The sequence below is a fragment of the Parafannyhessea umbonata genome (assembly GCF_900105025.1).
Classification (GTDB): Bacteria; Actinomycetota; Coriobacteriia; order Coriobacteriales; family Atopobiaceae; genus Parafannyhessea; species Parafannyhessea umbonata.
In genome coordinates this window covers 1,854,652-1,879,249 of sequence record NZ_LT629759.1, presented here as the reverse complement: position 1 = coordinate 1,879,249, position 24,598 = coordinate 1,854,652, and the positions used below count along the sequence as shown (strand labels likewise).

Here is a 24,598-nt window from a genome sequence, read left to right as displayed (position 1 = left end):
GGACGCGCCGGCATAACGTCCCCAGTATACAGCGATGAAATTGGGCGAGAAGGACAATGCCATCCGGCTGTTCCCAAGTTTGGGCCTGCGCCCATGCGCGGCCCCTAGCCGTTGGCCGCGGCCTGCACCCCGCGTTCGACGACGCGCTCCGCAAGCGATGCCGCATCCTGCGCCTCGAGCTCGAACTCCTGCAGGTAGCTGCCCTTGAGCGTGCGCAGCACGTAGTCGGCCACCTGCATCTTTCCCGGCGGGCGGCCAATGCCAAAGCGCAGCCGGGCAAAGTCGCGCGTGCCCAGCTTGTTGGCGATGGAACGCAGTCCGTTGTGCGCGTTGAGGCCGCCGCCAAACTTGACGTCGACGGCCCCGGCGGGACGGTCCACCTCGTCGTGGATGACGAGCACCTCCTGCGGCGTGGCCCTCTCTTGGCGCAGCAGTTTGGAAAGCGGGCCGCCGCTCGTGTTCATGAAGTCCTGCGGCTTGGCCAGGATGACCTCGCGCGTCCCTTCGGGCGCACGCATCCGCACGCGGGCAACCATGCAGCCCGCCTCGCTCTTCCAGTAGCGGGCGCCGTGGCGCTCCGCGAGCGCGTCCACAGTGGCGAAGCCCGCGTTGTGCCGCGTGGCGGCGTAGTCCGCCCCGGGGTTTCCCAGCCCGCAGATGATGCGGACGTCCTTCGGTCGTGCCTGCTGGGCCATGGTGCCTCCGTCTAGCCTTGGGTCTTCCTAAGGTGGTCAGCCAGATACGGGGCGCCGGCGCCCGCGGAGTGGCCCTTTCCTTTTTTTCCTAATTTTTCCTTTTTTTCCTAAACGGCGCAAGCCAAAGCGTCGCAGGTCTGCTCCCATGGCGCCTGAACTGCACGTTTGTGTGATTAGAGGGGCTTGGGCGCCGCCTCTACGCCTGCGGCCCCACGTATCTGGACGAGCCAAAGCCCAGCACGAGCGTGGCCACGTTGGGGAAGAACAGCAGCGCGAGCGCCATGCCAATACCGTGCCCAAACGCGAGAGACGTCTTGTACAGCATCACGAGCCCCACCACCGCGATGGCGCAGTACAGAAGCGCCACCAGCATGCCGAGCGCGGGGTAGTCGGCCGGGGCGCTGGTGCCGGCAAACGCCCCGGCAAACGCCGCCATCGCAATGAGCGCCCAGAACGGCGCCGTGCCCCAGCAGATCTTGAACGAGATGTAGGTTGAGTACACGGGGATGATCGACTTCCACCCGGCCTCCCCGGCCTTCTGGAACATCTTCCACCGCGCGATCACCAGCAGCGCCCACACGATGAAGCCAGGCAGCGCGATCGTGGTTGCGTAGAGCGCAAACAGTGCGACGAGGCCGGTCAAGGCGACCCCTCCCTTCGGTCGGGGAATGGCGAGAAGTTCGTGCGCCAGCGGGTGGACGCACGCTCCCCAGCATAAGGCCCGCGCGGTGCCGAGGGGGCTGCCGCGCGGGCCGAGGGTTCTTCTCGCCCCGCGGACGGGGCTCTGCGTGTTGCGTCGCGAGCGTCGCGCGGGATGGCGCGAGCTCTGAGGCGGGTGGGGCTACATCTCGGAATTGCCGCCGGCAAGCCCGCTGACCGAGAAGTTCGCGTACACCGCGAAGATGGCGTCCGCCAGCTCCTTGGCCACGGAGATCTGCTTGATCTTCGAGCCCTCGGTGTTTGCGACGGCGCAGGGGATGGAGTCCGTCACGACGCACTCCTCGATGGGGGCGTCCTCGAGCAGCTGGATGGCCTGCTTGCTGAAGATGCCGTGCGTGGCGCTGATGTAGATGTCGCCGGCGCCCATCTCCTTCAGCTTGTGGATGGAGCCCACCAGGGTGCCGCCCGTGTCGATCATGTCGTCGTTCACGATGCAGGTCTTGCCCTTGATGTTGCCGATGATGCCCATGACCTCGGCTGCGTTGTGCTTCGGGCGGCTCTTGTGGGCGATGGCGACCTCGCAGCCCAGGTAGTCGGACAGCTTCTTCGCGACCTTGGCGCGGCCCATGTCCGGGCTCACGACCACGGTGTTGTTGAGGTCGAAGTTCTTGGCCTTGAAGTAGTCGCCAAACTGGTACAGCGCGGTGAGGTGCGTGACCGGGATGTCGAAGAAGCCCTGGATCTGGTTGGAGTGCAGGTCGAGCGTGATGACGCGGTCCACGCCGGCGGCCTCGAGCAGGTTCGCGACCAGGCGCGCGGTGATGGGCTCGCGCGAGGCGGCCTTGCGGTCCTGGCGGGCGTAGCCGTAGTGGGGGATGACCGCCGTGAAGCTGGCCGCGGAGGCGCGTGTGGCGGCGTCGGCCACGATGAGGGTCTCCATCAGCAGGTCGTTCACGTTCTTGCCGGCGATGGACTGCACGAAGAACACCTCGCAGCCGCGCACGGTCTCCTCGAAGCGGGCGTAGATCTCGCCGTTGGCGAACTTCGTGATCATGAGGCCGGAAAGCTCCAGGTGAAGCACGTTCGCGATGCGCTGCGCCAGCGCGGGGTTGCCGGTTCCCGTGTAGAGGCGGATGTTCTTCTCGACGTTAAGGGGCTTGCAAAGGTCCTCGTACATTGTGTGCTAGTCCTCTCTTTTCAGACGGTCCCAATAGCGGTCTGCCCAACCCTCGATCACAGTCTGCTTCGAGCGCTCCAGCGCGAGGGCACCAGCCGGAACGTCCTTCGTTATGCACGAGCTTGCGCCCACGAGCGCGTTGTCGCCAATGGTGACGGGTGCGACCATCATGGTGTCGGACCCCACGAACACGTGGTCGCCGATCTCCGTGTGGCTCTTGTGCTTGCCGTCGTAGTTGCAGGTGATGGAGCCGCCGCCGATGTTGACGCCCTTGCCCAGGCGCGCGTCGCCGATGTAGCTGAGGTGCGGGACCTTGGAGCCCTCGCCGACCTCCGATCCCTTGATCTCCACGTGCGTGCCGGCCTTCGCGCCCTTGTGGAAGTGGGCGCCGCCGCGCAGGTAGGCGCGCGGGCCGCAGTTGACGTCGTCGTCGATGGCGGAGTCCACGATCACGGTCTCGTCCACGATGCAGTTGTCGCCCACGGTCGCGTTGACCAGGCGGCTGTTGGGGCCGATAGTGCAGGCCTCGCCCACGACGGTCTTGCCCCAGACGATGGTCTGGGGGAGAAGGACGGTGTCCATGCCGATGGTCGCCTCCGGCCCAACCCAGACCTGATCCGGGTCGAGCATCGACACGCCGGAGCGCATGAGGCCCTCGTTGATGCGACGCTGCATGATCTTGGTGACCTGCGAGAGCTGCACGCGGTCGTTCACGCCCAAGAGCTCCCGGTAGTCGTCGCAGTGGACGGCGGTGACGGGCTCGCCCATGCCCACGTAGATGCCGACCATGTCCGTGAGGTAGTACTCGCCCTGGACGTTGTCGTTCGTGAGCTTGTCGATGTTGGCGGAAAGGCGCTCGCCGCAGAAGCAGTACGCTCCGGCGTTGCACTCCAGGAGTGTGGCGCGCTGCTCCGGCGTGCAGTCCTTGTGCTCGATGATGGCCTGGACCTGGCCGGAGTCGTCCAGAAGGACGCGGCCGTAGCCCGTGACGTCCGGCGGGGTCATGGTGAGGACTGTGCAGGCGTCGTGGTTGTTGCGCGTGCGGTCCACGAGGGCACGGACGGTCTCCGGGCGGACGAGCGGCAGGTCGCCGTTGAGCACGACGACGGGCCCGTCGAAGCTGCCGAGCGCGTCTCTCACGACGCGGACCGCGTGCCCGGTGCCAAGGCGCTGCGTCTGCTCGACGAACTCCACGTCCTTCTCGTCCGCGAAATAGGAGCGGACCTCCTGCGCGCCGTTGCCGATGACGAGCACGATGTGCTCGATCCCGGCCTGGCGCGCCGCGTTGACCACCCACCATGCGAGCGGCCGGTCCAGCACCTTGTGCATCACCTTGGGGTGGTGCGACTTCATGCGCGTTCCCTCGCCGGCGGCGAGGACGATCGCGGTTACTGGCATGTGATGCCTCCAGCGTTTGGGTCCAGCGCGCCGGCGGGCGTTTGCGTGGCGCGGCCGCATGGCGGTCGCCCGGGCATCCGGGCAGGCGTCGTAGCTGGACTGTTGCACGACGCTCCCCATGATAGCGCGGGTGCGCGCGCGTGTGCCAGCCGCCCGCGCGCGAGGACGAGAAATACAAGACACGATAAAGTACATCTGTGGGATCGGGGAGCCTCTCTGCGGCCGCCCGGCACGGAAGCGCCGTCTAGCGCGGAAGGGAACGAACGATGCTGCATCTTACGACAGGCGCCTTCGACCAGATGGCCTCGTGGGCCCGGGAGCACCTTCCGGAAGGGGCGTGCGGGCTTCTCGCCGGAAGGCGACGGGAAGACGAGGCCTGGGCGGAGCGCGTGTTCTGCCTCGAGAGCGAGGGCCCCGACTGGCCCTCGATCGTGGCGTATGCGCAGGACGAGAAGCGCGCGGTGCGCCGGCTGATGATCACCCATGACGCGTAGGGGGCTGGTGCTCGCGAGCTATGGGACGACGCGGCAGGACGCCCGCCGGCGCGACATCGAGCCGCTCGCGCGCGATCTTTGCGCCGCAGCGCCTGGCGCGCCGTTTTGCGAGGCGTACCTCAGCGCGCCCGTGAGGCGCATGCTGCGGCGCAAGGGGGTGTCCGCGCCGGGCGCGCTCGGCGACGCGCTTGCCGCCCTCGCGGACGCCGGCGCGGAGCGCGCCTGCGTGCAGCCCGCGCTAATCGTCGCGGGCTCGACGCTCGACGCCCTTCTCGCCGAGGCCTCTGGCTGGGAGGGCGCCTTCCCCGGCGGCGTCGCCGTCGGCGAGCCGCTCCTGTCGTCCGCGCGCGACCTGCGCGACGTGGCCCGCGCGATCGCAGAGGCGCATCCCGTGCGGCCGGGACGCGCCTTGGTGCTCGTTGGCCACGGCGCAACCGGCGGCGCAAACCAGCCGTACCTTGCCCTGCTTGACGAGCTGCGGGCACAGGGGAGGGCGGACGCGTTTCTCGGCCTGCTCGACGGGGCGCCCGGGGTCGACGAGGTCACCGGTGGCATCAAGGCGGCCGGCCTCGGCACGGCCACGCTCGTGCCCCTCATGCTCACGGCGGGAAGCCACGTGTCGCGCCAGCTTGCGGCCGGCGCGCCAGACGGCTGGCAGGCCCGGCTCCGCGCGGCGGGGGTCGAGGCAGATCTCGACATGCGCGGCCTCGGCTCCCTTCCCGCCATCCGAACGGTATTCTTAAACCACGCGCGCGTGGCCCTGCGGCCATGACGCAACGCGGCGGCCCCAGGCCAGCCCCATCCACCAACAGAAGCGAGGATTCACGATCATGATGCAGCCCTCTTCCCGACGTCGCCTTTTGGCCCTGCCGCTCGCGGCCCTTCTTGCGGCGTCGCTTCTTGCCCTGCCCGCCTGTGGCTCGGCTTCCGGCGCGGGCAACGACGCGTCGACGTCGAGCGCCGCGTCCAGTGCGGCGAAGCCTGGCAAGGCAAAGGCCGGCAAGGCCGAGAAGGGCAAGGCGTACACCTTCACGGACGACCTTGGCCGCAAGGTGACCGTCAAGAGACACAAGCGCGTCGTGGCGTGCATGGGAAGCCTTGCCGACGCATGGCAGCTGGCGGGCGGCACCCTCGTCGGCGCCTCGGACGACGCGTTCGGCCACTACCCCGTCGATTCCTCCAAGGTCTCGGGCGTCGGCAGGTCCACCTCGCTCAACCTCGAGAGCATCCTCGCCCTCAAGCCCGACTTCGTCATCATGACCGGCATCGCGGACGGAAAGCACTCGACCGGCGTCTCCCAGGCAGATGCCAAGTCCGCGCTCACCGAGGCCGGCGTGCCCGTCGCGTTCTTCAAGGTGACCACGTTTGCCGACTACAAGCGCATGATGGGCACCCTCTGCGCGATCACCGGCCGCAACGACCTGTACAAGAAGAACGTGACCAAGGTGGGCGAGAAGATCAAGTCTGCCGTCAGCAGGTATTCCGTGGCGAGCAAGTCTCCCTCCGTCCTTGTCGTGAGCGCGTTCTCCAAGGGGCTCGTGGTGCAGAACTCCTCCGGCATGGCCGGCGCCATCGTGAAGGACCTCGGCGCGGTCAACGTGGCCGACGAGCACCCGAGCCTCCTTTCGGACTTCAGTCTCGAGGCTGCCGTCGAGGCCAACCCCGACTACGTCCTCGTCCTCGCGGCAAGCGACGACGCGGCGACCGCCCAGAGGTACTACGACCAGGTGGCCGGTTCCAGCTCTGCCTGGCAGGGGATGGATGCCGTAAAGGAGGGGCGCGTCACGATGCTCGATGCGGCGCACTTCCTGTACAAGCCAAACGCGGACTGGGCCGAGTCCTACGTGCTCGCGGGCAAGGCGCTCAACAAGTAGTGAACGCTGCGACGGAAAACGCTGCGAAGGAAAGCGCTGCGAAGGGGAGCGAGCCAATGGGGAGGTCGGGGTCCAACATGACGGAAGCGGCACGCTCCCGCGGCGGTCGGCTGCCCGCGCTCGTGCTCTTCTCGCTCGCGGCACTGCTTGCCGCGTCCCTCGTCGGCCTCGTGCTCGGCGCGTCCGGCGTCGGCGTCGCGGACGTGTTCGCCCTGCTCTCTGGCGGCCGCCTGACGGGCACCGCACGGAGCATCCTCGTCTCGATCCGCATTCCGCGCGTGCTTGGCGGGCTGCTCGCGGGCGCCGCGTTCGCATCGTCCGGCGCGCTCATTCAGGCCGTGCTCGACAACCCGCTTGCCAGCCCCAACGTCATTGGCGTCAACTCCGGGGCCGGGATGGCGGTCCTTCTCGTCGCGGCGCTCGCGTCGGCGGGCGTGCGCGTCGCCGTGCCCCTGCCCGTGGCGGCGTTTCTGGGGGCGCTTGCCGCGTCGGGGCTGATACTCGCGGTGTCGTCGCGCGCCGGCGTGTCGCGCCTCACGGTCGTGCTTGCGGGCGTCGCGGTGAACGCCGTGTTCGGAGCGGGCATGAACCTCGTGCTCACAGTCTCGCCCAACGCGTACGTCGGCTCGTCCTCCTACCTGGTGGGCGGCCTCTCGGGCGTCGTGCTGGGCAGCCTGGCAGCCCCCGCGGCTCTCATCGCGGCGGGTCTCGCCCTGGCGCTCGCCCTCGCGGCCCGCATCAACGTGCTCGCGCTGGGGCGCGAGACCGCCCACGCGCTTGGCGTGCGCGTGGGGGCGCTCCGAGCCGCCGGCCTGGCGTGCGCGTCGCTGCTTGCGGGTGCCGCCGTCAGCTTCTGCGGCCTCATCGGATTTGTCGGTCTCATGGTCCCGCACGTGGCAAAGCGCTTCGTCGGCCACGACCTGCGCCGGGTCATCCCCATCGCGGCCCTCTGGGGCGCCACGTTCACCGTCCTCGCCGACGTGGTGGCGCGCACGGCGTTCGCGCCGTACGAGCTGCCGGTCGGCATCCTCATGGCGCTCATGGGAGGGCCGTTCTTCGTCTGGCTCCTCATGCGCGGAAGGGGGTATCGCGATGAGTGACGCCGGCCCGGCGCTCGAGTTTCGCGACATAGCGTGCCTCTGCGGCCCGCGTCCGCTCTTCGACGGCTTCGACCTCGCGGTTCCCAGGGGGAAGGTGCTTGGCGTCCTTGGCCCCAACGGCTGCGGAAAGTCGACGCTCCTTGGCCTTGCGGACGGCCTTGGGATGCCGGCGCGCGGGACGGTGCTCGTGGGCGGCAGGCCGGTGGCCGGGCTCTCCGCCCGGGAGCGGGCCGGGCGCATCGCGCTTCTGCCGCAGGTGCACAGGACCCCGTCCATGCGGGTAAGGGACCTCGTGGCCTGCGGGCGCTACGCGCACATGGGTCCGTTTGGGCAACTGGGCGAGAAGGACGAGCGTGCCGTGGACGATGCCCTCTCGCTCATGGGGCTCCAGGCGCTGGCGCACCGCAACGCGCGCCGGCTCTCTGGCGGCGAGCGGCAGCGGGCCTTCATCGCGATGGCGCTTGCGCAGGAGGCGGACGTCCTTCTCCTTGACGAGCCGACCACGTACCTCGACGTGAGCGCTGCGCACGAGCTGATGTCGCTCGTGCGGCGCCTTGTGGCCGAGCGAGGCACGACCGTCGTGGCCGTGCTGCATGACATCGACCTGGCCCTGCGCTTCTGCGACGAGGTGGCGGTGCTGGGGCGCGAGCGGCCCACGCGGCTTCTGGCCCAGGGCTCGCCCGGGGCAGTCGCGGGCGGCCCCGCGCTTCCCGCCGCGTTTGGCGTCACGGCCGTGCCGTGCGAGAAGGACGGCGTGCGCGCGTACGGCCTGTTTGCGGCCGAGCCGCCGGCGGGGATGGTGGCGGAACCTTCCGCGGGGGCGCCTGGCAGGCCGTAGGGCGGGACGCATCAGGCAACAAAAAGCCGGAGGGCCCGCGTGGGCCCTCCGGCATGTGTGCGTTGGCTGGGGTAGTAGGATTCGAACCCACATTCCAGGCACCAAAAACCCGTGTCCTAACCCTTGGACGATACCCCAATGTAGTCGCTACGTTGGGCCGCCGCCAACCGGGCGCGCGTGCGCGCCGCTGGATAAGTGTATCAGATGTGCGCCCGCCGCGGTTGCCGGGGACGCCCTCCGCGCTACAGGTTGAACGCGGAGCAGATGGCGTCCAGCAGCATGACGGCGAACGTCTGCGCGTCGCTCACCGTGAACGTGCCGTCGTAGGACAGGCCGTGCGGCAGCTCCAGGCGGACGACCGGGCGCACGCCGTTGGCGCGGGCGCTCTCGACGGTGGTGCGCAGGCGCTGGGGCAGGGTCTCCACCTCGTCGGTCGAGAGGTTCGCGAGCTTGCTGCCCTCCGGCAGGTCCGTCGTGCCAAGGACTATCACCACGTCGTCGTCCGGGCGGGCAGAGGCGACGCTCTCCACAATGTCCAGCCCGCTCTTCTCGCTCGTGGCCGAGGCGAGGTTCCAGATGCGTCCCGCGACGTTGCGGCTGATGGGGTCCTCCGCGGTGAGCGAGATCTGCACGCTCTCCAGCACGCCGGCCGCGCGCGCGAAGCCCATGCCGCCCATGGGGTGTGGGCCCGCCGCGGGCTTGCCGGCCCACACGTGGTGCAGGCGCTCGATGGCGTCAAACGTGTCCGGGAACGCCATGCCGTCGGCAAGCATGCCCTGGCTCTCCTGGAACTGCTTCACGGCGGCCTCCGTGTACACGCCGTAGCAGCCGTCGGGCTTGCCGCACGAGAATCCCAGGATGTTCAGGCACTTTTGCAGCTCGAGCACGTCGTTGCCGTGCAGGTTGGGCAGACGCAGGTATAGCGTGCGGTCGCCCATCTTGTAGCACGCGTCCACCAGAGCGGACCACGTGGCGCCGTCCACCTCGCTGCCCAGCGGGATGTCCTGGTCTATCCTGAAGCGCCCGACCGCCGTTGCGGTCGAGGGGCCAAAGCTCTTCTCGCCCAGCTCGCCGGCGTCGATCTTGTAGCCCAGCGATGCGAGGCGCTCTTGTATGTCTTCGACAGCGGCGCCGACGGCGCCCTCTCGGATTGGTTCCATGTGGTCTCCTGTTTACGCGGGTATGCGCGGCGCCTAGCCCAGGCGCTCAACAAAGAAGTCTGCCATAGCGAGAAGCACTTTGTGCGCCTCAGGCAAAAAGTCCGCAGACGAGAGGTGGGACTTCGCCTCGTCCACGAGGTCGCGCGCGAAGGCGCGGGTGTGGTCGATCGCCCCGGACTGGCGCATGAGCTCGACGGCGCGCGCCAGTTGGGCCTCGTCCGTCGCGTGGGACGAGAGGATCTGCGACAGCTCGGCCGCGGGCCCCTCTGGCAGGTGAGATAGCGCCCAGACTGCGACGAGCGTGCGCTTGCCCTCCGTCACGTCGCTTCGGAAGTCCTTGCCCTGGGCGGCGGCATCGCCCACCAGGTTCAGCAGGTCGTCCTGCAGCTGGAAGGCGAGGCCGGCTTTCATGCCAAACGCGCGCAGGGCGTCCACCTGCGCGTCCGAGGCGCCGGCGCAGATGGCGCCCGTGGCGAGCGGCACGGCGGCGCTGTAGTAGGCCGTCTTGTGGCTCGCCATGCACAGGTAGTCGTCCACGGAGATGTCCCAGCGGCCGTCGCGCGCCCAGCCAAGGTCGAGCGCCTGGCCCTCCAGCGTGCGCTCCTCCATGGCGACGACCTCGTCCAGCACGCGCAGGCGCACGTCCGGCGCAAGGCCGCGATCGTCCAGGACGAGCCGCGCCACGGTGGTGAGCGCGAGGTCGCCCACGTTGACGGCGACGCCCGTGCCCTCCGTCACGTACACGCACGGCTCGCCGCGGCGCAGCTCGCTCTTGTCCGCGATGTCATCGTGGATGAGCGCCGCGGACTGGAAGTACTCGATGGCGCACGCGACGGACAGCGCGTCCTGCGCGCGCCCGCCCACGGCCTCGGCCCCCAGCAGGCACAGCGCCGGCCGCGTGCGCTTGCCGCCCGACTTGGTGAAGCGGGCGAGAGGAGCGTAGAGGTAGCGGTCGAGGTCCGCCTGCTCCGCGCGGGCGTGATCCGGCTGAGGGCGCGGGCACTTCTCGGCCAGGGCGCCCTCGATGAGGGGGCGCTGCCTGGCGAGGTAGGTCACGAACGGGTTGGCCGCGGCCGGCGCGGTCTGGTCCTGGGACATGATGGCCCCTAGTCCTCGTAGCCGTTGGGGTTCTTGGACTGCCAGTTCCAGGAGTCGCGGCACATGTCGTCGATGGTGTACTTGGCCTCCCAGCCCATCTCGCGCTTTGCCTTGGAGCAGTCGGCGTAGTTGGCGTCGACGTCGCCCGGGCGGCGCGGGTCGATCTGGTAGGGGAGGTCCTTGCCGCAGGCCTTGCCGAAGGCCTTGATGATTTCGAGCACGCTGGTGCCACGGCCGGTGCCCAGGTTGAAGATCTCGACGCCGGTGCGGCCGTTCATCCAGTTGAGGGCTGCCGCGTGGCCGGTCGCGAGGTCGCACACGTGGATGTAGTCGCGCACGCCGGTGCCGTCGGGCGTGTTGTAGTCGTTGCCAAAGACGTGCACGCACTCGCGCTTGCCGATGGCGACCTGCGCCACGTAGGGCAGCAGGTTATTGGGGATGCCCTTGGGGTCCTCGCCCATGAGTCCGGAGGGGTGCGCGCCGATGGGGTTGAAGTAGCGGAGCAGCACGACGTTCCACTCCGGGTCCGCGGTGTTAAGGTCGGTCAGGATCTGCTCGATCATCCACTTGGTCCAGCCATACGGGTTGGTCGCGGGCTTCTTGGGCGACTCCTCCGTGAGGGGCAGGCTGTCGGGCGCGCCGTAGACCGTGGCGGAGCTGCTGAAGATGATGTCCTTGCAGCCGTGGTTGCGCATCACGTCCACGAGCGTGAGGGTGTTGCCCAGGTTGTTGGTGTAGTACTCGATGGGCTTGCTGACGGACTCGCCCACGGCCTTGAAGCCGGCGAAGTGGATGACGCGGTCGATGTCGTTCTGGTCGAAGATGGCCTCCATGGCCTCGCGGTCGTTCACGTCCGCCTTGTAGAACGTGAGGTTCTGGGCCGCCTCCTCGCCGACGATGGTGTCGATGCGGTCGATGACCTTCTCGCTTGCGTTGGAGAGGTCGTCCACCACGACGACCTGGTAGCCGTCCTGCAGAAGCTCGACCACGGTGTGGCTGCCGATGAAGCCCGCGCCGCCGGTGACGAGCACGCAGGTGTCCTTGGGGTCCTTCTTCTGGCTCATGTGAGTCTCCTTGTCCGAGGTTGTGGGCGTCGTCGGCCGGCCCCTGGGCCCGCGTGGCGGCGCACATCCTTTAAAGTATAGCGCCAGGGTGTGTATGTCTGGTGCCAGGGGCGCACGAGGGGGTGCGTCGTGGCACCCCCGGCTGCCCGCCTCGCTCCGCCTGCGATATCATGTGCGCTGTTAAGACAGGGGCCGGCGCCCCAGCCCGGCGCCGCGATCACGCGGGAGGCGACCGATGAGAGCGCCAGCGGTCGATGCGGACGGAACGGCGATCACCAAGAGGTGGCTCGCGCTGACGTCCGCCTGGACGGAGGGCCCCATGCCGCGCCGCATCCTCGCGGAGCTGGCCATCGTCGCCGTCGACCTTGCGCTCGCGACGCTCGTCGGCGCCGTGCTCGACCGCCTGGGCCTCGGGGCGGACGCCATCGTGATCGTCTACGTGCTCGCGGTGCAGGTCGTGTCGCTCGCCACGGCCAGCCACGTGGTCTGCGGCGTGGCCACGGCGCTGTCCGCCGCGCTCTTCTGCTTCTTCTTCACGGAGCCGCGTTACCACCTTGTTGCGTGGGGCAGCGAGTATCCCGGCACGTTCGCGGTCATGTGCGTCGTGGCATTCGTTTCAAGCATGATATCCGTGCGCCTGCGCCGCAACGCGCGTGAAAGCCAGGCGGCAAGCCACATGATGCGCGTGCTGCTGCAGACAAACCACGCGCTGCAGCGCTGCGACTCCGTCCAGTCCGTCATGGGCGAGGCCGGCCGCCAGCTTGCGCGGCTGGTCAGCGGCACCGTCGTGCTCTACCTGCCCAACGCCTCCGGCCTGCTCGAGCCCGGAGCGCTCTTCCTGCCGGACGGCACGGACGCGCCTCTGCCGGACGCGGGCGCCCTCGACGGCACCGGTGTCATCGCCGGCCCCCGCGCGCCGCGCCAGCCCAACGTCCCCGTCGAGGTCACGGTCGCCATGCGCGCGTTCGAAAACGGAGAGCCCGCCGGCAACGGCACCTCGCTCTTCTCGTCCGCATCTGGTTTTTATCTGCCCGTGGGCGAGAAGGACGGCCCCCTTGGCGTGTTCGCGGTGCTGAGCCTGGGCGAGCCGCTCTCGCAGGGCGAGCGCGACATGGCGCGTGCCGTCGCGGGCGAGACGAGCCTGGCCCTGGGCCGCGAGCTTGCGGCGCAGAAGCGCGAGCAGGCCATGGTCCTGGCCAAGAACGAGCAGCTCAGGGCCAATCTTTTGCGCTCGATCTCGCACGATTTGCGCACGCCGCTCACGTCCATTGGCGGCGCGGCCGACGTGCTGCTCGAGGCGGATGACCCCGCGCCGGCGGCTCCGGCCTCGCCCGCACTTGCGCCGGAGCGCCGCATCCGGCTGGAGCGCTCCATCCGCGACGACGCGCGCTGGCTTGCCGCGACGGTCGAGAACCTGCTCGCGATGACCCGCCTCGCGGGCGGGGGTGTGCACCTGACGCGCACGCTGGAGCTCATGGACGACGTCGTGGAGGAGGCCCTGCGCCACGTGGACCCCAAGGTCGCGGAGCACGTCCTCGCGGCAGAGCCCTCGCGCGGCCTCTGCCTGGTGAGCGTCGACGCGCGCCTTATGGTGCAGGTGCTGGTCAACCTGGTCAACAACGCCGTCAAGTACACCCCGGCCGGCAGCCGCATCACCGTTCGCGTGGAGCGTCACACCCCCGTGGAGGGGTTGGGGTGCGCTTCCGGCCAGGCTTCCGCCACGGGCGAGAAGGACGTGGTCACCACGAGCGTGGCCGACGATGGCCCCGGCATCGCCCCAGCGGACCGCGACCGCGTGTTCGACACGTTCTATACTGTGGGCCATGGGCTCGCGGACGGGCGCCGCAGCTTTGGGCTGGGGCTCGCGCTCTGCAAGTCCATCGTCGAGGCGCATGGCGGCACCATCCGCCTCGAGCCAAACCGGGCGGACGGCCACGGCTGCGTGTTCAGCTTCGACCTTCCGGCCTGCGACCTAGAGAGCGACCTTGGGGGAGGCGGCCTTGATGAGTAGCGACGCCACACCGATCGAGCCGTCCGCGCCCGCCGCACCTGCGACGTCCGCCGCATCCGCCGCGTCTGGCGCGCCTGCGCCCACCATCCTCGTGGTCGAGGATGACCCGGAGGTCCGCGCCTTCGTTGCGGCCACGCTTGACGCGCACGGCTACGCGCACCGGGGCGCGTCCACGGGTCGCGAGGCCATTGCGCTCGCCGCGACGTCCGCGCCGGACATCATCCTGCTTGACCTTGGGCTTCCCGACATAGACGGCATCGAGGTCGTTCGCGCCATCCGCGCGTGGTCCGTCGTGCCCATCATCGTGGTCAGCGCGCGCAGCGAGGACGCGGACAAGATCGGCGCGCTGGACGCCGGCGCCGACGACTACGTGTGCAAGCCCTTCTCGGTCGGCGAGCTTCTCGCGCGCATCCGCGCCACGGAGCGCCACCTGGCCATTGCGACGGCCGCTCGCGCCGCCGACCCCGCGGGCGCGCGCCCTGCGTCGCCCGCCGGCGCCCCCGGCGCGGCTGCCGCTCCCGGCGCCACGTCCTTCTCGGCATCCGCCGCGCCCGCGCCGGCGGTGTTTCGCGACGGGGGACTTGCCATCGACTACTCCGCGGGCGTCGTCACGCTCGACGGCGCGGAGGTCCACCTCACGCCCATCGAGTACCGCCTGCTGTGCCTTCTGTCGCGCAACGTGGGCAAGGTCCTCACGCACCGCTACATCCTGGACCAGGTCTGGGGCTCGCGCGACGATTCCGCGGCTGCGGGCGCGGGCGGGGCGGGACGTCCTTCCGGACAGGCGGGCGACCTTGCGACGCTGCGCGTGTACATGGGGTCTCTGCGCAAGAAGATAGAGCGCGACACGGCGCACCCGCGCTACATCCAGACGCACGTGGGCGTGGGGTACCGCATGATGAGCGTGTAGGCGCGGCCTTTCGCGCGCTTTGCGCCCGTCCGCGATCCTCACTATCCGACAGATCTCGCTTGTGTCAGATAGTGAGCGGGAAATCCTGGGAAAACGCGGTCCTGCGCCCTATTGCCGCCTCACTTTCTGACAAATCCTGCATCTGTCAGAAAGTGAGGCGGCTGTGTGTGCCGCGGGACGCCCGCTGGCTGCCGTGCCAGCCGCGCACGTGCGTTGACCTGCCTTTTTTATGCCGCATTTATACCAGTCTTAACGTTACTTTATGCCGCTGACGTGGCGATTTGCGCCCGTGCGCCAACGTGCGCATGCATGGTCGTCGCAACGGATATTCTTCCCTCCGGACCGGGCGAACCCGGCCCTGGCCGGCGCGTGCCGGCCGTGGTTGGCCCCGGCGGGTGCCGAGGCCGCTCCGTTAGGAAAGGAGGGCCTTCGTGGAGGATTCCAAGGAGGGCGCCGCCGTGCGGGTGGCGCAGATTCCCCGGCTCACGAGCGACAAGGTCTTCTCGGCCTTGGGCACGTCCGCCGCGGGCCTCAGCGCGCAGGAGGCGGAGGCCAGGCAGCGGCGCTATGGCAAGAACGTCATCCAGTCTGGCAAGAAGAAGTCCAGGGTGCTGGTGTTCCTGTCGAACTTCACGCACATGATGGCCATTCTGCTGTGGGTGGCCGGCGTGATCGCCTTCGCGGCAGGCATGCCGGAGCTGGGCGTGGCCGTGTGGCTGGTCAACGTGATCAACGGCTGCTTCAGCTACTGGCAGGAGAGCAAGGCCGACAAGGCGACCGAGGCGCTCAAGAAGATGCTGCCGTCCTACGTGAACGTCATTCGTGACGGGCAGGAGCAGAAGGTCCTGGCAGAGGACCTCGTGCCCGGTGACGTGCTCACGCTGGAGGAAGGCGACAAGGTCCCGGCCGACGGGCGCGTGGTGCGCTCCAGCGACCTGCAGGTGGACCAGTCCACGCTCACGGGCGAGTCAAACCCCGTGCGCAAGACGGCCGACGCGGTGCTCGAGGAGAACCTCACCAACGCCGAGATGCCCAACCTCGTGTTCGAGGGCACCAGCGTGTCGGAGGGCAACGGCCGCGTCGTCGTGACGCAGACGGGCATGGCCACGGAGTTTGGCAAGATCGCGAGCCTGACGCAGAACATGGAGCAGAAGGAGAGCCCGCTGCAAAGGCAGCTCGACCACCTGACCAAGCAGATCACGGCGTTCGCGCTGTGCATGGGCGTGGCGTTCTTCCTGCTGGACGTGCTCTTCGTGCACAACGGGCTCGCGGCGTCGTTCATCTTCGCGCTCGGCATGGTCGTCGCGTTCATCCCAGAGGGGCTGCTCCCCACCGTGACGCTGTCCCTGGCCATGGCCGTGCAGCGCATGAGCAAGCGCAACGCCCTCGTGAAGTCGCTCTCGTCCGTGGAGGCGCTGGGCTCAACCAGCGTCATCTGCACGGACAAGACCGGCACCCTCACGCAGAACGAGATGACGGTCAACCACCTGTGGACCCCGGCGCGCGAGTACGAGGTCACCGGCGTGGGCTATGCGCCCAAGGGCGAGGTCCGGGCGGAGGGCAAGTCCTTCTCGGCCGCAGACGATGAGGAGCTGGAGCTGCTGCTCGAGGGCGGTGCCCTCTGCTCCAACGCGCGCCTGCTCCCTCCGGAGGAGGACGGTGGCCGCTACACGGTGCTCGGCGACCCGACGGAGGCGTGCCTCCTGGTAAGCGCCCAGAAGGCCGGCCTCGACCCCAAGGACGTGGAGCGCCGCATGCCGCGCGTGCGCGAGCTGCCGTTCGAGAGCCGCCGCAAGCGCATGTCCACCATCCACCAGCTGGAGGAGCCGCTCGACGGTGCCACGCGCGTGGCCTTTACCAAGGGCGCGCCCAACGAGGTCGTGCGCCTCTCCACCAAGGTCCGCATGAACGGCGAGGTCGTGCCCATGACCGACTCGCTGCGCAGCAAGATCATGAACGCGAACGACTCCTATGCGGCCGACGGCCTGCGCGTGCTTGCCGTGGCGTACCGTCCCATCCACAGGGACGAGCCGGGCGTGCCCGCTTCCGTGAGCCAGTACACCCCCGACGCAATCGAGAAGGACCTGACGTTCGTGGGTCTGGAGGTCATGCAGGACCCGCCGCGTCCCGAGGTCGCGGCCGCAGTGGCCGAGTGCCGCCGCGCCGGCATCCGCGTCATCATGATCACCGGCGACTACGGTCTGACCGCCGTCTCGATCGCACGCAAGATCGGCATCGTCAAGGGGGCGCACCCCAAGGTGTTCTCGGGCCTGGAGCTGGAGAAGACCTCCGACGAGGAGCTGCGCCGCGCCCTCAAGGGCGAGGTCGTGTTTGCCCGCATGGCGCCGGAGCAGAAGCTCCGCGTGGTCGAGAACCTGCAGGCCATGGGTGAGGTCGTGGCGGTGACGGGCGACGGCGTGAACGACTCGCCGGCGCTCAAGAAGGCCGACATCGGCGTTGCCATGGGCGTCACGGGCACGGACGTCGCCAAGGAGGCGGCGGACATGATCCTGACCGACGACAACTTTGCCTCCATCGTGCATGCGGTGGAGGAGGGCCGTGCGGTCTACGCCAACATCCGCAAGTTCATGCTCTACATCCTCAACTCCAACGTGCCCGAGGCCGTGCCCTCCGCCGTGTACCTGCTCTCTGGCGGTGCGGTGCCGCTGCCGCTGACCACGATGCAGATCCTTACCATCGACCTGGGAACGGACATGCTGCCTGCCCTGGGCCTGGGCTCCGAGCCGCCCGAGAGGGACGTGATGAACCGTCCGCCGCGCGACCCCCACGAGCACCTTCTGAACAAGGAGGTCATGCGCAAGGCGTTTCTGTGGTACGGCCTTCTGGGCGCGGCCGCCTCGCTTGCGGCGTTTGTGTTCGCGCAGGCGCAGGCCGGCTGGCACATGGGTACCGTCATGTTTGGCGTTGGCAAGGACCTGGATCCCACGTACGTCCGTGCCACGACCATGGCGCTCGCGGCCATCGTGTTTACGCAGATAGGCGAGGTCATGAACTGCCGCACGGAGCTTGCCTCGGTCTTCTCGGTTGGTCTGTTCTCTAACAGGCAGGTGAACAAGGGCATACTGTTCGAGGTGGCGCTCATCGTGCTCCTGACGGTGTTCCCGCCGTTCCAGGGCGTGTTCCACACCTGCCCGCTTGGCCTTGCGGACTATGGATTCCTCGTTCTTCTCCCTCCCATCGTGCTGGCGCTGGAAGAGGGCAGGAAGGCCATCGTGCGCAGGCACCTGGGGATCGACCGCAACGGCGTCCGCATCGAGCAGGAAAATGTCGAAAGGTAGGGCATCATGAACGTGATTGTCGTTGGACTGGGGCGCATGGGCACCGGGCTCGCGCGCAAGCTGGACCGCCAGGGCCACAACGTGTGCGCCGTCGACCAGGACCCGGAGCGCCTGGAGCTTCTGGGCGACGGGTTTGCCGGGCGCAAGGTGTGCGGCGTGGGAATCGATCGCGACGTGCTGGAGAAGGCCGGTATCGAGCGTGCGTCCGCCGTCGTGTCCTGCACCACCTCGGACGAGACGAACATCGTGATCGCGCGGATCGCGCGCGACTCGTACCGCGTGCCGCGCGTCATCGCGCGCATGTACGACGTGAGCAAGGCCGAGACGTACCGCCGCCTGGGCATACAGACCATATCGACGACGGACTGGGGCGTGCGCCGCGCGTGCGAGCTTCTGACGTACCACCAGCAGGACAGCGTGCTTGCCGTGGGCACCGGCGAGGTGCAGATAGTGCGTGCCGACGTGCCGACGCTGCTTGAGGGGCACCCCGTGCGCGAGATAAGCGCGATCGGCGAGGTGAAGATCGTCGCCGTGTCGCACAACAGCCAGACGTTCATCCCGACGGAGGGCACGGTGCTTGGACACGGCGACGTGGTGTACGCGGCCGTGGCGTCGAGCGCGCAGGAGAAGTTCGCCCACATGCTCGGTAAGAGCGAGTAGGAGGTTGCCATGAACATCATCATCGTAGGCGGCGGCAAGACCGGTCGCTACCTGGCGCCCATACTCACGGACGGAGGCTCGTCCGTCGTGGTGGTGGAGAGCAGGCGCGACGTGGTGCGCAAGCTGCAGGAGGAGCTGCCGGGCCAGAAGGTCGTGCTCGGGAGCGGTACGAGCCCGGAGGTGCTGGAGAGGTGCGGCGTGATGAGCGCGGACGTGCTCATAGCGGCGACGGGCTCCGACGAGGTGAACCTGGTGGCGTCGACTCTGGCGAAGATGGAGTACCAGGTGCCGCGCGTGGTCGCGCGCGTGAACAACCCGAAGAACTCGTGGATGTTCAACGAGTCGATGGGCGTGGACGTGGGGATCAACCAGGCGGACCTGCTGGCGCGCTCCGTGCAGGAGGGTCTGGACATGGAGGACGTGTTCACCATCATGCGCCTGGGCAAGGACGAGCATGCACTCGTGCAGCTTGAGGTGCGCCCGGGGTCGTCGGCGGCGGGGAGGAAGATCTCTGACCTGGCCCTGCCGGACGAGGCCGTCGTGATCGCGATCGACCGCGCGGGGGACATCATCATCCCTCGCGGCGACACGGGCCTCATCGCCGGCGACAACGTTCTGGCGTTTACGAGCGCCGCGGCAAAGCGCGAGCTGAAGCGGGCGTTTGCGTAGCGGGCCGGGAGGATGGCGCTTCTCGTCCGGAAGCGGTGGGCCTCATGGCCCTGCCGCTGCCGACGAGGGCCGATGGATAACGTGTTGATACGCCGCGTCGCGCCCGGGTAGGCGTGGCGCGGCGCTATCGTATTGGCCGGAGCGCCTGTGGGCGCGGGCGGACGCGGCGGAGGAGGCGCCTTGATCAAGCTCATACTTTCTGACATGGATAACACGCTGGTGCCGTTTGGCGCGTCGGCGGCATCGCGGCGGACGGTGGACGCGATTCACGCCTGCCAGGAGCAGGGCATCGACTTTGGGCCGGCGAGCGGCCGCGACCGCGGCGAGCTGTCGAGCTTCTTTAACAAGGACGCGAGCTGCTACAACACGGGCGTGCTGGTGAACGGCCAGAAGGTGTACTACCTGGGCGAGGTGGTGTACGAGAAGACCCTGCCCATGGACGAGCTGCGCCGCGCGGAGTCGATTGCGGCGCGGGTCGAGGGCTGCGCGTTCATCACGTATCGCGACGACAACTTTGGCGACTGGGTGGGTGCGACCCGCGAGGAGCTTGGGCCCATGTTCGAGCGCGTCTTCCTGTGCGGCGGCGAGCGCCACGAGCTGGGCGAGATGCCGGATTACCCTGTGGTGAAGGCCGGGATGGTGGTGATGGGCGACAACGAGCGCGCCGTGGAGCTTTCCCGTGTGCTTTCGGATGCGTGCCCGGGGCTGTCGTTTCCCAACACGGTGGTGAACTGGCTGGACGCGAGCCCGAAGGGCTGGGGCAAGGCGGACGGCGTCGCCATACTGCAGAAGATTCTGGGCCTGGCCGACGAGGAGGTCTGCGTGTTTGGCGACGCGGACAACGACCTGGACATGCTGCGGAGGTACCCCAACTCGTGCGCCGTGGCGAACGCGAATGAGGCGGCGACGCGGGCGGCCCGCTGGCACGTGGGCGCGAGCGCCGACGACGGCGTGGCGCGCGCGATGGAGCAGATAGCGGCTGCGGCTCGGGAGTCTTGTGAGCTTGGACGCGAGGTGGAGCCGGCGTTCATGCGCGCGTAGGGGAGTGGTGGGCGCGATCGCCGTGCTCGGGTGCGGCGTGCAACGCGGCGCGTAACGTGCAGCGTGTCGCGTAGCGAAGAACTATAATTCGCGCGGCTTGCACCAACTGGGAAAACGTGCCCCTAACGTAGAACTAAAAAATATAGTTCTACGTTAGGGGCATTGTTGTGTGGCGGGGAATGCGGCTCGGCCTCACTCCGAGGGGATGGATGACCGAACTTTGGGAATGAGAAGCGAGTGCTCTAGGCATTTACCGAAGAGGCAAAACCATTCCAGAAAAATCCTTGCATTTCTCCGTTGTTGTGTATAGGCTGTGTTTGTCAGGTAAATGTACGGACAACCACACAACCATATAACCGTATGGGTGTGAAGGAAAGGTGGGAGACAAACACATGTACACCACGCTTAAGAGTGTTCTGGAGGAAGCTTCCGAACTGAACATGGCCATTGGCGCTTTCAACACCCACAACCTCGAGATGGTGCAGGCAATCGTCAAGGCGGCAAACAACCAGAGGACTCCGGTAATCATCCAGACCTCTGAGGGGACTGCAAAGTATGTCGGCATGCGCACTCTTGTTGCAGTGTGCAAGTCGCTTGCTGAGGAGTACGGCGTAAACGTCGATCTCCACCTCGACCACGCCAAGAATTGGGACAACATCCGCGAGGCTGTTGACGCGGGTTTTGGCTCCGTCATGTTTGATGGCTCTGCACTGCCGTTCAAGGAGAACATCCTTGGAACGCGTCGCGTTGTCGAGTATGCACACGCTGCCGGTGCTTCCGTCGAGGCGGAGCTTGGCACCGTTGGCGGAACCGAGGATGGCGTGGCCGTCGCGTCTGACGCTGTGCGCCTGACCGACCCTGCGCAGGCGGTCGAGTTCATTGACAAGACCGACATCGATGCCCTTGCCGTGGCAATCGGCACCAATCACGGCCAGTACAAGTCGAAGACCAACATCAACTTCGACGTTCTGAAGTCGATTTACGAGGTTGCCCAGCGTCCGCTGGTTATTCATGGCGGCACTGGCGTGTCTGACAACGATATCCACCGCGTGATTGACCTTGGCATCCGAAAGTTCAACGTGGGCACCGAGCTTCTCGTGCAGTGGAACAGGAAGTCCAAGGAGCTTTACGACTCGAACAAGGAGAACACCTCTAACAGGAACAACGTTATGCCCGCGCTTGACGTTGTCCAGGAGGTCGTGGAGCACAAGATCAGCCTCTTCAAGAACATTTAAAGACCGCATCTGGAGCCAGAGAGGTGGTGGAGCATGCGCATTTTCTGTATCGGCCAAGCGGCCTATGACATAACTGCACGAGTCGACGAAGACATTGTCCCTGATAGGAAGTATCGTCTCACCGAGCATACTGAATGCCCCGGTGCGCCAGCCCTCAATGGCTCCTGTGTTTGCGGAAAGTGGGGAGCCAAGCCTTACTTGGTGGCCCGCATCGGAAGAGACGCCTATGGAGAGCAGATAAAGAAGGCCGTTGCAGACTGCGGAGTCAATCTTGACTATCTCCTTCGCGCCCCTGGCGTATCGACCTCTTTTAGCTTCATCGTGGCAAACGGAAAGACGGGCACAAGAACAATTTTCAACTTCCCGTCCCAGAACGTTGAAGCTGAAGTTGTGTATCCGGAGGCGTCGCCAGACATCATTCTCTGTGACGGGCATGAACCTGAAGCGACTGTTGAGTACAAGAGGCGCTTCCCCGACGCAAAGGTTGTGGTTGATGCCGGTACGTGTCGAGAGTCGACACTTCAGGTCGCTCGTGTTTCCGATTATATCGTCTGTTCTCAGGCGTTTGCCGAGCAGCATACGGGCCGTGTCCTGCCAGATACCGACAAGGGTCTTCTTGAGGCGCTGCTAGACATCGAAAGCATCAATCCCGGCTGCCGCGTAGCGATAACGCTCGGGTCCAAAGGGCTGGTGTACCTCGAAGGGGGAAAGGCTGTGCGTATGCCCGCGTTCGAGGTGGCGGCGATTGACTCGACGGGCGCGGGAGACATTTTCCACGGAGCTTTTACTTACGGATTGTCGCGTGGCCTTGAGTTCGTCGATTGTCTGACTCTTGGCTCTATGACTGCCGCCATTTCTACCACTCGCATGGGTAGCCAGCGCTCGATTCCTGAACTTAGTGAGGTGCTTGGAGCGCTTAAGTCTCTCGGAATTGATTTGCCCGAATCTGCATAGGGAACCCCACGCGTGGGATCGATTCAGTTAAGGAAGAACACATGGCTGACTCTCAGAAGTTTGCTTTTCAAGACATGCTCAAGGTTGAGAACATCCAGATACTCGACTCCGTCCAGGACTGGCGCGAAGGGGTAAGGGTAAGTCTTGACCCCCTGGTTAAGGGTGGCTACGCCGAGCAGAGGTATGCGGACAATGTCGTGAAAGACATTGAATCCGTGGGCCCCTATGTCGTGCTTACCGACGACATCGCGCTCATCCACGCACGTCCCGAAGAAGGAGCGATTAAGACCCAGATGGGACTTCTGTTACTGAGGAAGCCCGTTCAATTCGAGGGGTCGGACAGCTGCGTAACGTTGCTGTTTGCTCTGTCGGCAGAAGACCCGAACTCTCACGTAGACGCAATCAAGGTTCTTGCGACCTTCTGCATGGACGAGTCCAAGGTTGCTCGTCTGAAAGAGTCTGAAACGCCAGAAGAAATCTACCACCTGCTCATAGCCGAGTCAGAGGCAACTGACAGAGCAGGAGAATCCGTTCTGTCCGCATCCGAGTAAGAAGAGGGGAGGTAAACATGGTCAAGATCATCGCGGTGTGTGGCGCCGGCCTGGGCAGCAGCTTCGCCTGCCAGATGGCTATTGAGCAGGCAATGAAGGCTCTCAACGTGAACGCCAAGGTCAGCCATACCGACACGACTACGATTTCCGCAATCGTAAACGAGGCCGATATTGTCGTGTCTGGCAAGAACTACCAGAAGCTTATGGAGAAGAAGAATCTTCCTAAGCCGGTGGTTTTCCTCGATCGTTTGGTCGACAAGAAGGAGATCACCGAAAAGCTCACGCCAATCCTTAAGGAAATGGGCGAGCTGTAACAGAGGTGCCCCGTCCTTCTCGAGGAAATTAGTTTTTTAAGCAATAGAAAGAGGATGAAATGGCTGTCCTGAATTGGATTGTTAGCAACATTCTGACCCAGGCATCGATCATCATCGCCCTCATTGCCTTCCTTGGTCTTGCGCTTCAGAAGAAGCCGGCTAACGAGGTGTTTGCGGGAACGATGAAGACCCTGTTTGGCTTCATGATTCTTTCCGCCGGCTCCAGCGTTCTTCAGGGTTCGCTCCAGTACTTCGGCAATGTGTTCAACTCCGCCTTCCACATCGGTGCCGGCGGCGGCGCTGTTGTCGCCTCGATTGAGGGCATCAATGGCCAGGCTATGACTGACCTGGGGCTCGGCTCGGAGATTTCGATCGTCCTGCTCGGCATCTTCATCGTGAACCTCATCATTGCCCGCTTCACGAAGTTCAAGTACATCTTCCTGACCGGCCAGGCACTCCTTTGGGAGTCCACCCTTGCGGTCGTGTTCACTTACTTCCTCGGTCTTACCGGCGTGCCTCTGATTCTCCTCGCTTCGCTTGTTGGCGGCTGCTTCGCGACGTTTATGCCTGCCATTGCACAGCCTGTTGTGCGCAAGATTACTGGCAGTGACGATATCGCGCTCGGTCACTTCTGCACCATTGGCTACATGGTCACCGCCGGCGTTGCCAAGCTCGTGGGCAATCCCGAGGAGTCTGCCGAGGACGTGAAGATTCCTGAGAAGCTCGACTTCCTCAACGACACCTACCTTGCCGTCTTCACGGTCATGCTTCCCTTCTACATCATTGCGGCGATTATTGCTGGGCCCGCTGCGTGCCTCAAGGTCGCCAAGGGTCTCGGCATCTCGACCAGCGTTAACTACATCGTCGAGGCGTTCCTGCAGTGCTGCACCTTCGTGATCGGCCTTTACATCCTGATGATGGGCGTCCGCCAGCTTCTCGACAACATCGTTCCCGCCTTCCAGGGCATTTCGATGAAGCTCGTTCCTGGTGCCAAGCCTGCCCTCGACTGCCCCGTTCTCTTCCCCTACGCTCCTAACAGCGTTATTCTCGGCTTCATCTTCACCACCATCGGCTCGATTATCGGCATGCTCATTTCTCCGGTCACTGGATACTTTGTCATCCCCGGCGTTATGTCCAACTTCTTCGCTGGTGGTACTGCGGGTATCTTCGGCAACGCCGTGGGTGGTCGTCGTGGCCTGATCATCGGCTGCATCGTGCACGGCATCTTCATCATGATCATCCCCGCGCTTCTCACCCCCATGCTTGCGCAGATTGGCTTCGTCAACCTGACTTGCACCGACGTTGATACGGTCTTCACTGGTTTCGTGCTCTACGGCATCAAGTGCCTCGTTGGCCTTTTTGCATAGCGAACTGTGTGATGGGGGCTGGTCTTCTA

The 24,598-nt window shown here is 66.1% G+C and carries 23 protein-coding genes and 1 tRNA gene; 16 read left to right on the top strand and 8 right to left on the bottom strand.

Annotation, left to right across the window (positions count from 1 at the left end):
* Nucleotides 1-104: 104 nt before the first annotated feature.
* The 4 genes from pth to glmU form a co-directional block, all read right to left on the bottom strand.
* Nucleotides 105-695, bottom strand: coding sequence for an aminoacyl-tRNA hydrolase (gene pth, locus BLT96_RS08410; protein ID WP_090863594.1), 591 nt, complete (start codon nt 693-695; stop codon nt 105-107).
* A gap of 196 nt (nt 696-891) precedes the next feature.
* Nucleotides 892-1,338 (bottom strand): DUF5684 domain-containing protein, encoded by a 447-nt coding sequence (locus BLT96_RS08405; protein WP_090863592.1) that lies wholly within the window; start codon nt 1,336-1,338, stop codon nt 892-894.
* Between the two features lie 198 nt (nt 1,339-1,536).
* The gene (locus BLT96_RS08400; protein ID WP_090863590.1) at nt 1,537-2,532 is read right to left on the bottom strand and encodes a ribose-phosphate diphosphokinase; all 996 of its coding nucleotides are present in this window, start codon (nt 2,530-2,532) and stop codon (nt 1,537-1,539) included.
* Nucleotides 2,533-2,538: 6 nt separating this feature from the next.
* Nucleotides 2,539-3,930 carry a bifunctional UDP-N-acetylglucosamine diphosphorylase/glucosamine-1-phosphate N-acetyltransferase GlmU gene (gene glmU / locus BLT96_RS08395; RefSeq protein WP_090863588.1) on the bottom strand — a complete coding sequence of 464 codons (1,392 nt, stop codon included), beginning with the start codon at nt 3,928-3,930 and terminating at the stop codon, nt 2,539-2,541.
* A gap of 266 nt (nt 3,931-4,196) precedes the next feature.
* Here glmU and BLT96_RS08390 point away from each other — a divergent pair, with 266 nt between their 5' ends.
* From BLT96_RS08390 to BLT96_RS08370, 5 genes are all read left to right on the top strand, one after another.
* Nucleotides 4,197-4,424 (top strand): MPN domain-containing protein, encoded by a 228-nt coding sequence (locus tag BLT96_RS08390; protein ID WP_090863586.1) that lies wholly within the window; start codon nt 4,197-4,199, stop codon nt 4,422-4,424.
* A complete protein-coding gene (locus tag BLT96_RS08385) occupies nt 4,414-5,196 on the top strand; it encodes a sirohydrochlorin cobaltochelatase (protein WP_090863584.1) in 783 nt (260 codons plus the stop codon). Before BLT96_RS08390 ends, BLT96_RS08385 begins: the two co-directional genes overlap by 11 nt.
* A 58-nt stretch (nt 5,197-5,254) precedes the next feature.
* Nucleotides 5,255-6,298, top strand: coding sequence for an ABC transporter substrate-binding protein (locus BLT96_RS08380; RefSeq protein WP_090863582.1), 1,044 nt, complete (start codon nt 5,255-5,257; stop codon nt 6,296-6,298).
* Nucleotides 6,299-6,375: 77 nt separating this feature from the next.
* Nucleotides 6,376-7,398 carry a FecCD family ABC transporter permease gene (locus BLT96_RS08375; RefSeq protein ID WP_090863580.1) on the top strand — a complete coding sequence of 341 codons (1,023 nt, stop codon included), beginning with the start codon at nt 6,376-6,378 and terminating at the stop codon, nt 7,396-7,398.
* Nucleotides 7,391-8,236, top strand: coding sequence for an ABC transporter ATP-binding protein (locus BLT96_RS08370; RefSeq protein ID WP_090863578.1), 846 nt, complete (start codon nt 7,391-7,393; stop codon nt 8,234-8,236). The genes BLT96_RS08375 and BLT96_RS08370 overlap by 8 nt, the downstream gene beginning before the upstream one ends.
* Before the next feature lie 63 nt (nt 8,237-8,299).
* Here the strand turns inward: BLT96_RS08370 and BLT96_RS08365 are convergent.
* From BLT96_RS08365 to galE, 4 genes are all read right to left on the bottom strand, one after another.
* Nucleotides 8,300-8,374, bottom strand: a tRNA-Gln gene (locus BLT96_RS08365).
* A 104-nt stretch (nt 8,375-8,478) separates the two neighbouring features.
* Nucleotides 8,479-9,396, bottom strand: coding sequence for a peptidoglycan-binding domain-containing protein (locus tag BLT96_RS08360; RefSeq protein ID WP_090863576.1), 918 nt, complete (start codon nt 9,394-9,396; stop codon nt 8,479-8,481).
* A gap of 33 nt (nt 9,397-9,429) precedes the next feature.
* The gene (locus BLT96_RS08355; RefSeq protein ID WP_090863575.1) at nt 9,430-10,494 is read right to left on the bottom strand and encodes a polyprenyl synthetase family protein; all 1,065 of its coding nucleotides are present in this window, start codon (nt 10,492-10,494) and stop codon (nt 9,430-9,432) included.
* Between the two features lie 8 nt (nt 10,495-10,502).
* Entirely contained in the window at nt 10,503-11,558 is a 1,056-nt protein-coding gene (gene galE, locus BLT96_RS08350; RefSeq protein WP_090863572.1) for a UDP-glucose 4-epimerase GalE, read from the bottom strand.
* A gap of 235 nt (nt 11,559-11,793) precedes the next feature.
* Between galE and BLT96_RS08345 the strand changes: the two genes are divergently transcribed.
* From BLT96_RS08345 to BLT96_RS08295, 11 genes are all read left to right on the top strand, one after another.
* Nucleotides 11,794-13,569: a sensor histidine kinase gene (locus BLT96_RS08345; protein ID WP_090863569.1), complete on the top strand. Its 1,776-nt coding sequence runs from the start codon at nt 11,794-11,796 to the stop codon at nt 13,567-13,569.
* Nucleotides 13,562-14,479 carry a response regulator gene (locus tag BLT96_RS08340; RefSeq protein WP_090863567.1) on the top strand — a complete coding sequence of 306 codons (918 nt, stop codon included), beginning with the start codon at nt 13,562-13,564 and terminating at the stop codon, nt 14,477-14,479. Before BLT96_RS08345 ends, BLT96_RS08340 begins: the two co-directional genes overlap by 8 nt.
* Nucleotides 14,480-14,910: 431 nt before the next feature.
* On the top strand, nt 14,911-17,778 hold the full coding sequence (locus BLT96_RS08335) for a cation-translocating P-type ATPase (protein WP_197674346.1): 2,868 nt from the start codon (nt 14,911-14,913) through the stop codon (nt 17,776-17,778).
* Nucleotides 17,779-17,784: 6 nt separating this feature from the next.
* Nucleotides 17,785-18,438 carry a potassium channel family protein gene (locus BLT96_RS08330; protein ID WP_090863564.1) on the top strand — a complete coding sequence of 218 codons (654 nt, stop codon included), beginning with the start codon at nt 17,785-17,787 and terminating at the stop codon, nt 18,436-18,438.
* 9 nt (nt 18,439-18,447) lie between these two features.
* A complete protein-coding gene (locus BLT96_RS08325; protein ID WP_090863561.1) occupies nt 18,448-19,107 on the top strand; it encodes a potassium channel family protein in 660 nt (219 codons plus the stop codon).
* 180 nt (nt 19,108-19,287) lie between these two features.
* Nucleotides 19,288-20,148 carry an HAD family hydrolase gene (locus BLT96_RS08320; protein WP_090863558.1) on the top strand — a complete coding sequence of 287 codons (861 nt, stop codon included), beginning with the start codon at nt 19,288-19,290 and terminating at the stop codon, nt 20,146-20,148.
* Nucleotides 20,149-20,540: 392 nt separating this feature from the next.
* Nucleotides 20,541-21,383 (top strand): class II fructose-bisphosphate aldolase, encoded by an 843-nt coding sequence (locus BLT96_RS08315; RefSeq protein ID WP_090863554.1) that lies wholly within the window; start codon nt 20,541-20,543, stop codon nt 21,381-21,383.
* A 33-nt stretch (nt 21,384-21,416) separates the two neighbouring features.
* Nucleotides 21,417-22,337 (top strand): carbohydrate kinase family protein, encoded by a 921-nt coding sequence (locus BLT96_RS08310; RefSeq protein WP_090863551.1) that lies wholly within the window; start codon nt 21,417-21,419, stop codon nt 22,335-22,337.
* Between the two features lie 41 nt (nt 22,338-22,378).
* Nucleotides 22,379-22,888 carry a PTS sugar transporter subunit IIA gene (locus BLT96_RS08305; protein ID WP_090863548.1) on the top strand — a complete coding sequence of 170 codons (510 nt, stop codon included), beginning with the start codon at nt 22,379-22,381 and terminating at the stop codon, nt 22,886-22,888.
* A gap of 17 nt (nt 22,889-22,905) precedes the next feature.
* On the top strand, nt 22,906-23,202 hold the full coding sequence (locus BLT96_RS08300) for a PTS sugar transporter subunit IIB (RefSeq protein ID WP_090863545.1): 297 nt from the start codon (nt 22,906-22,908) through the stop codon (nt 23,200-23,202).
* A gap of 59 nt (nt 23,203-23,261) precedes the next feature.
* Nucleotides 23,262-24,569 (top strand): PTS ascorbate transporter subunit IIC, encoded by a 1,308-nt coding sequence (locus BLT96_RS08295; RefSeq protein ID WP_090863539.1) that lies wholly within the window; start codon nt 23,262-23,264, stop codon nt 24,567-24,569.
* Nucleotides 24,570-24,598: the final 29 nt, after the last annotated feature.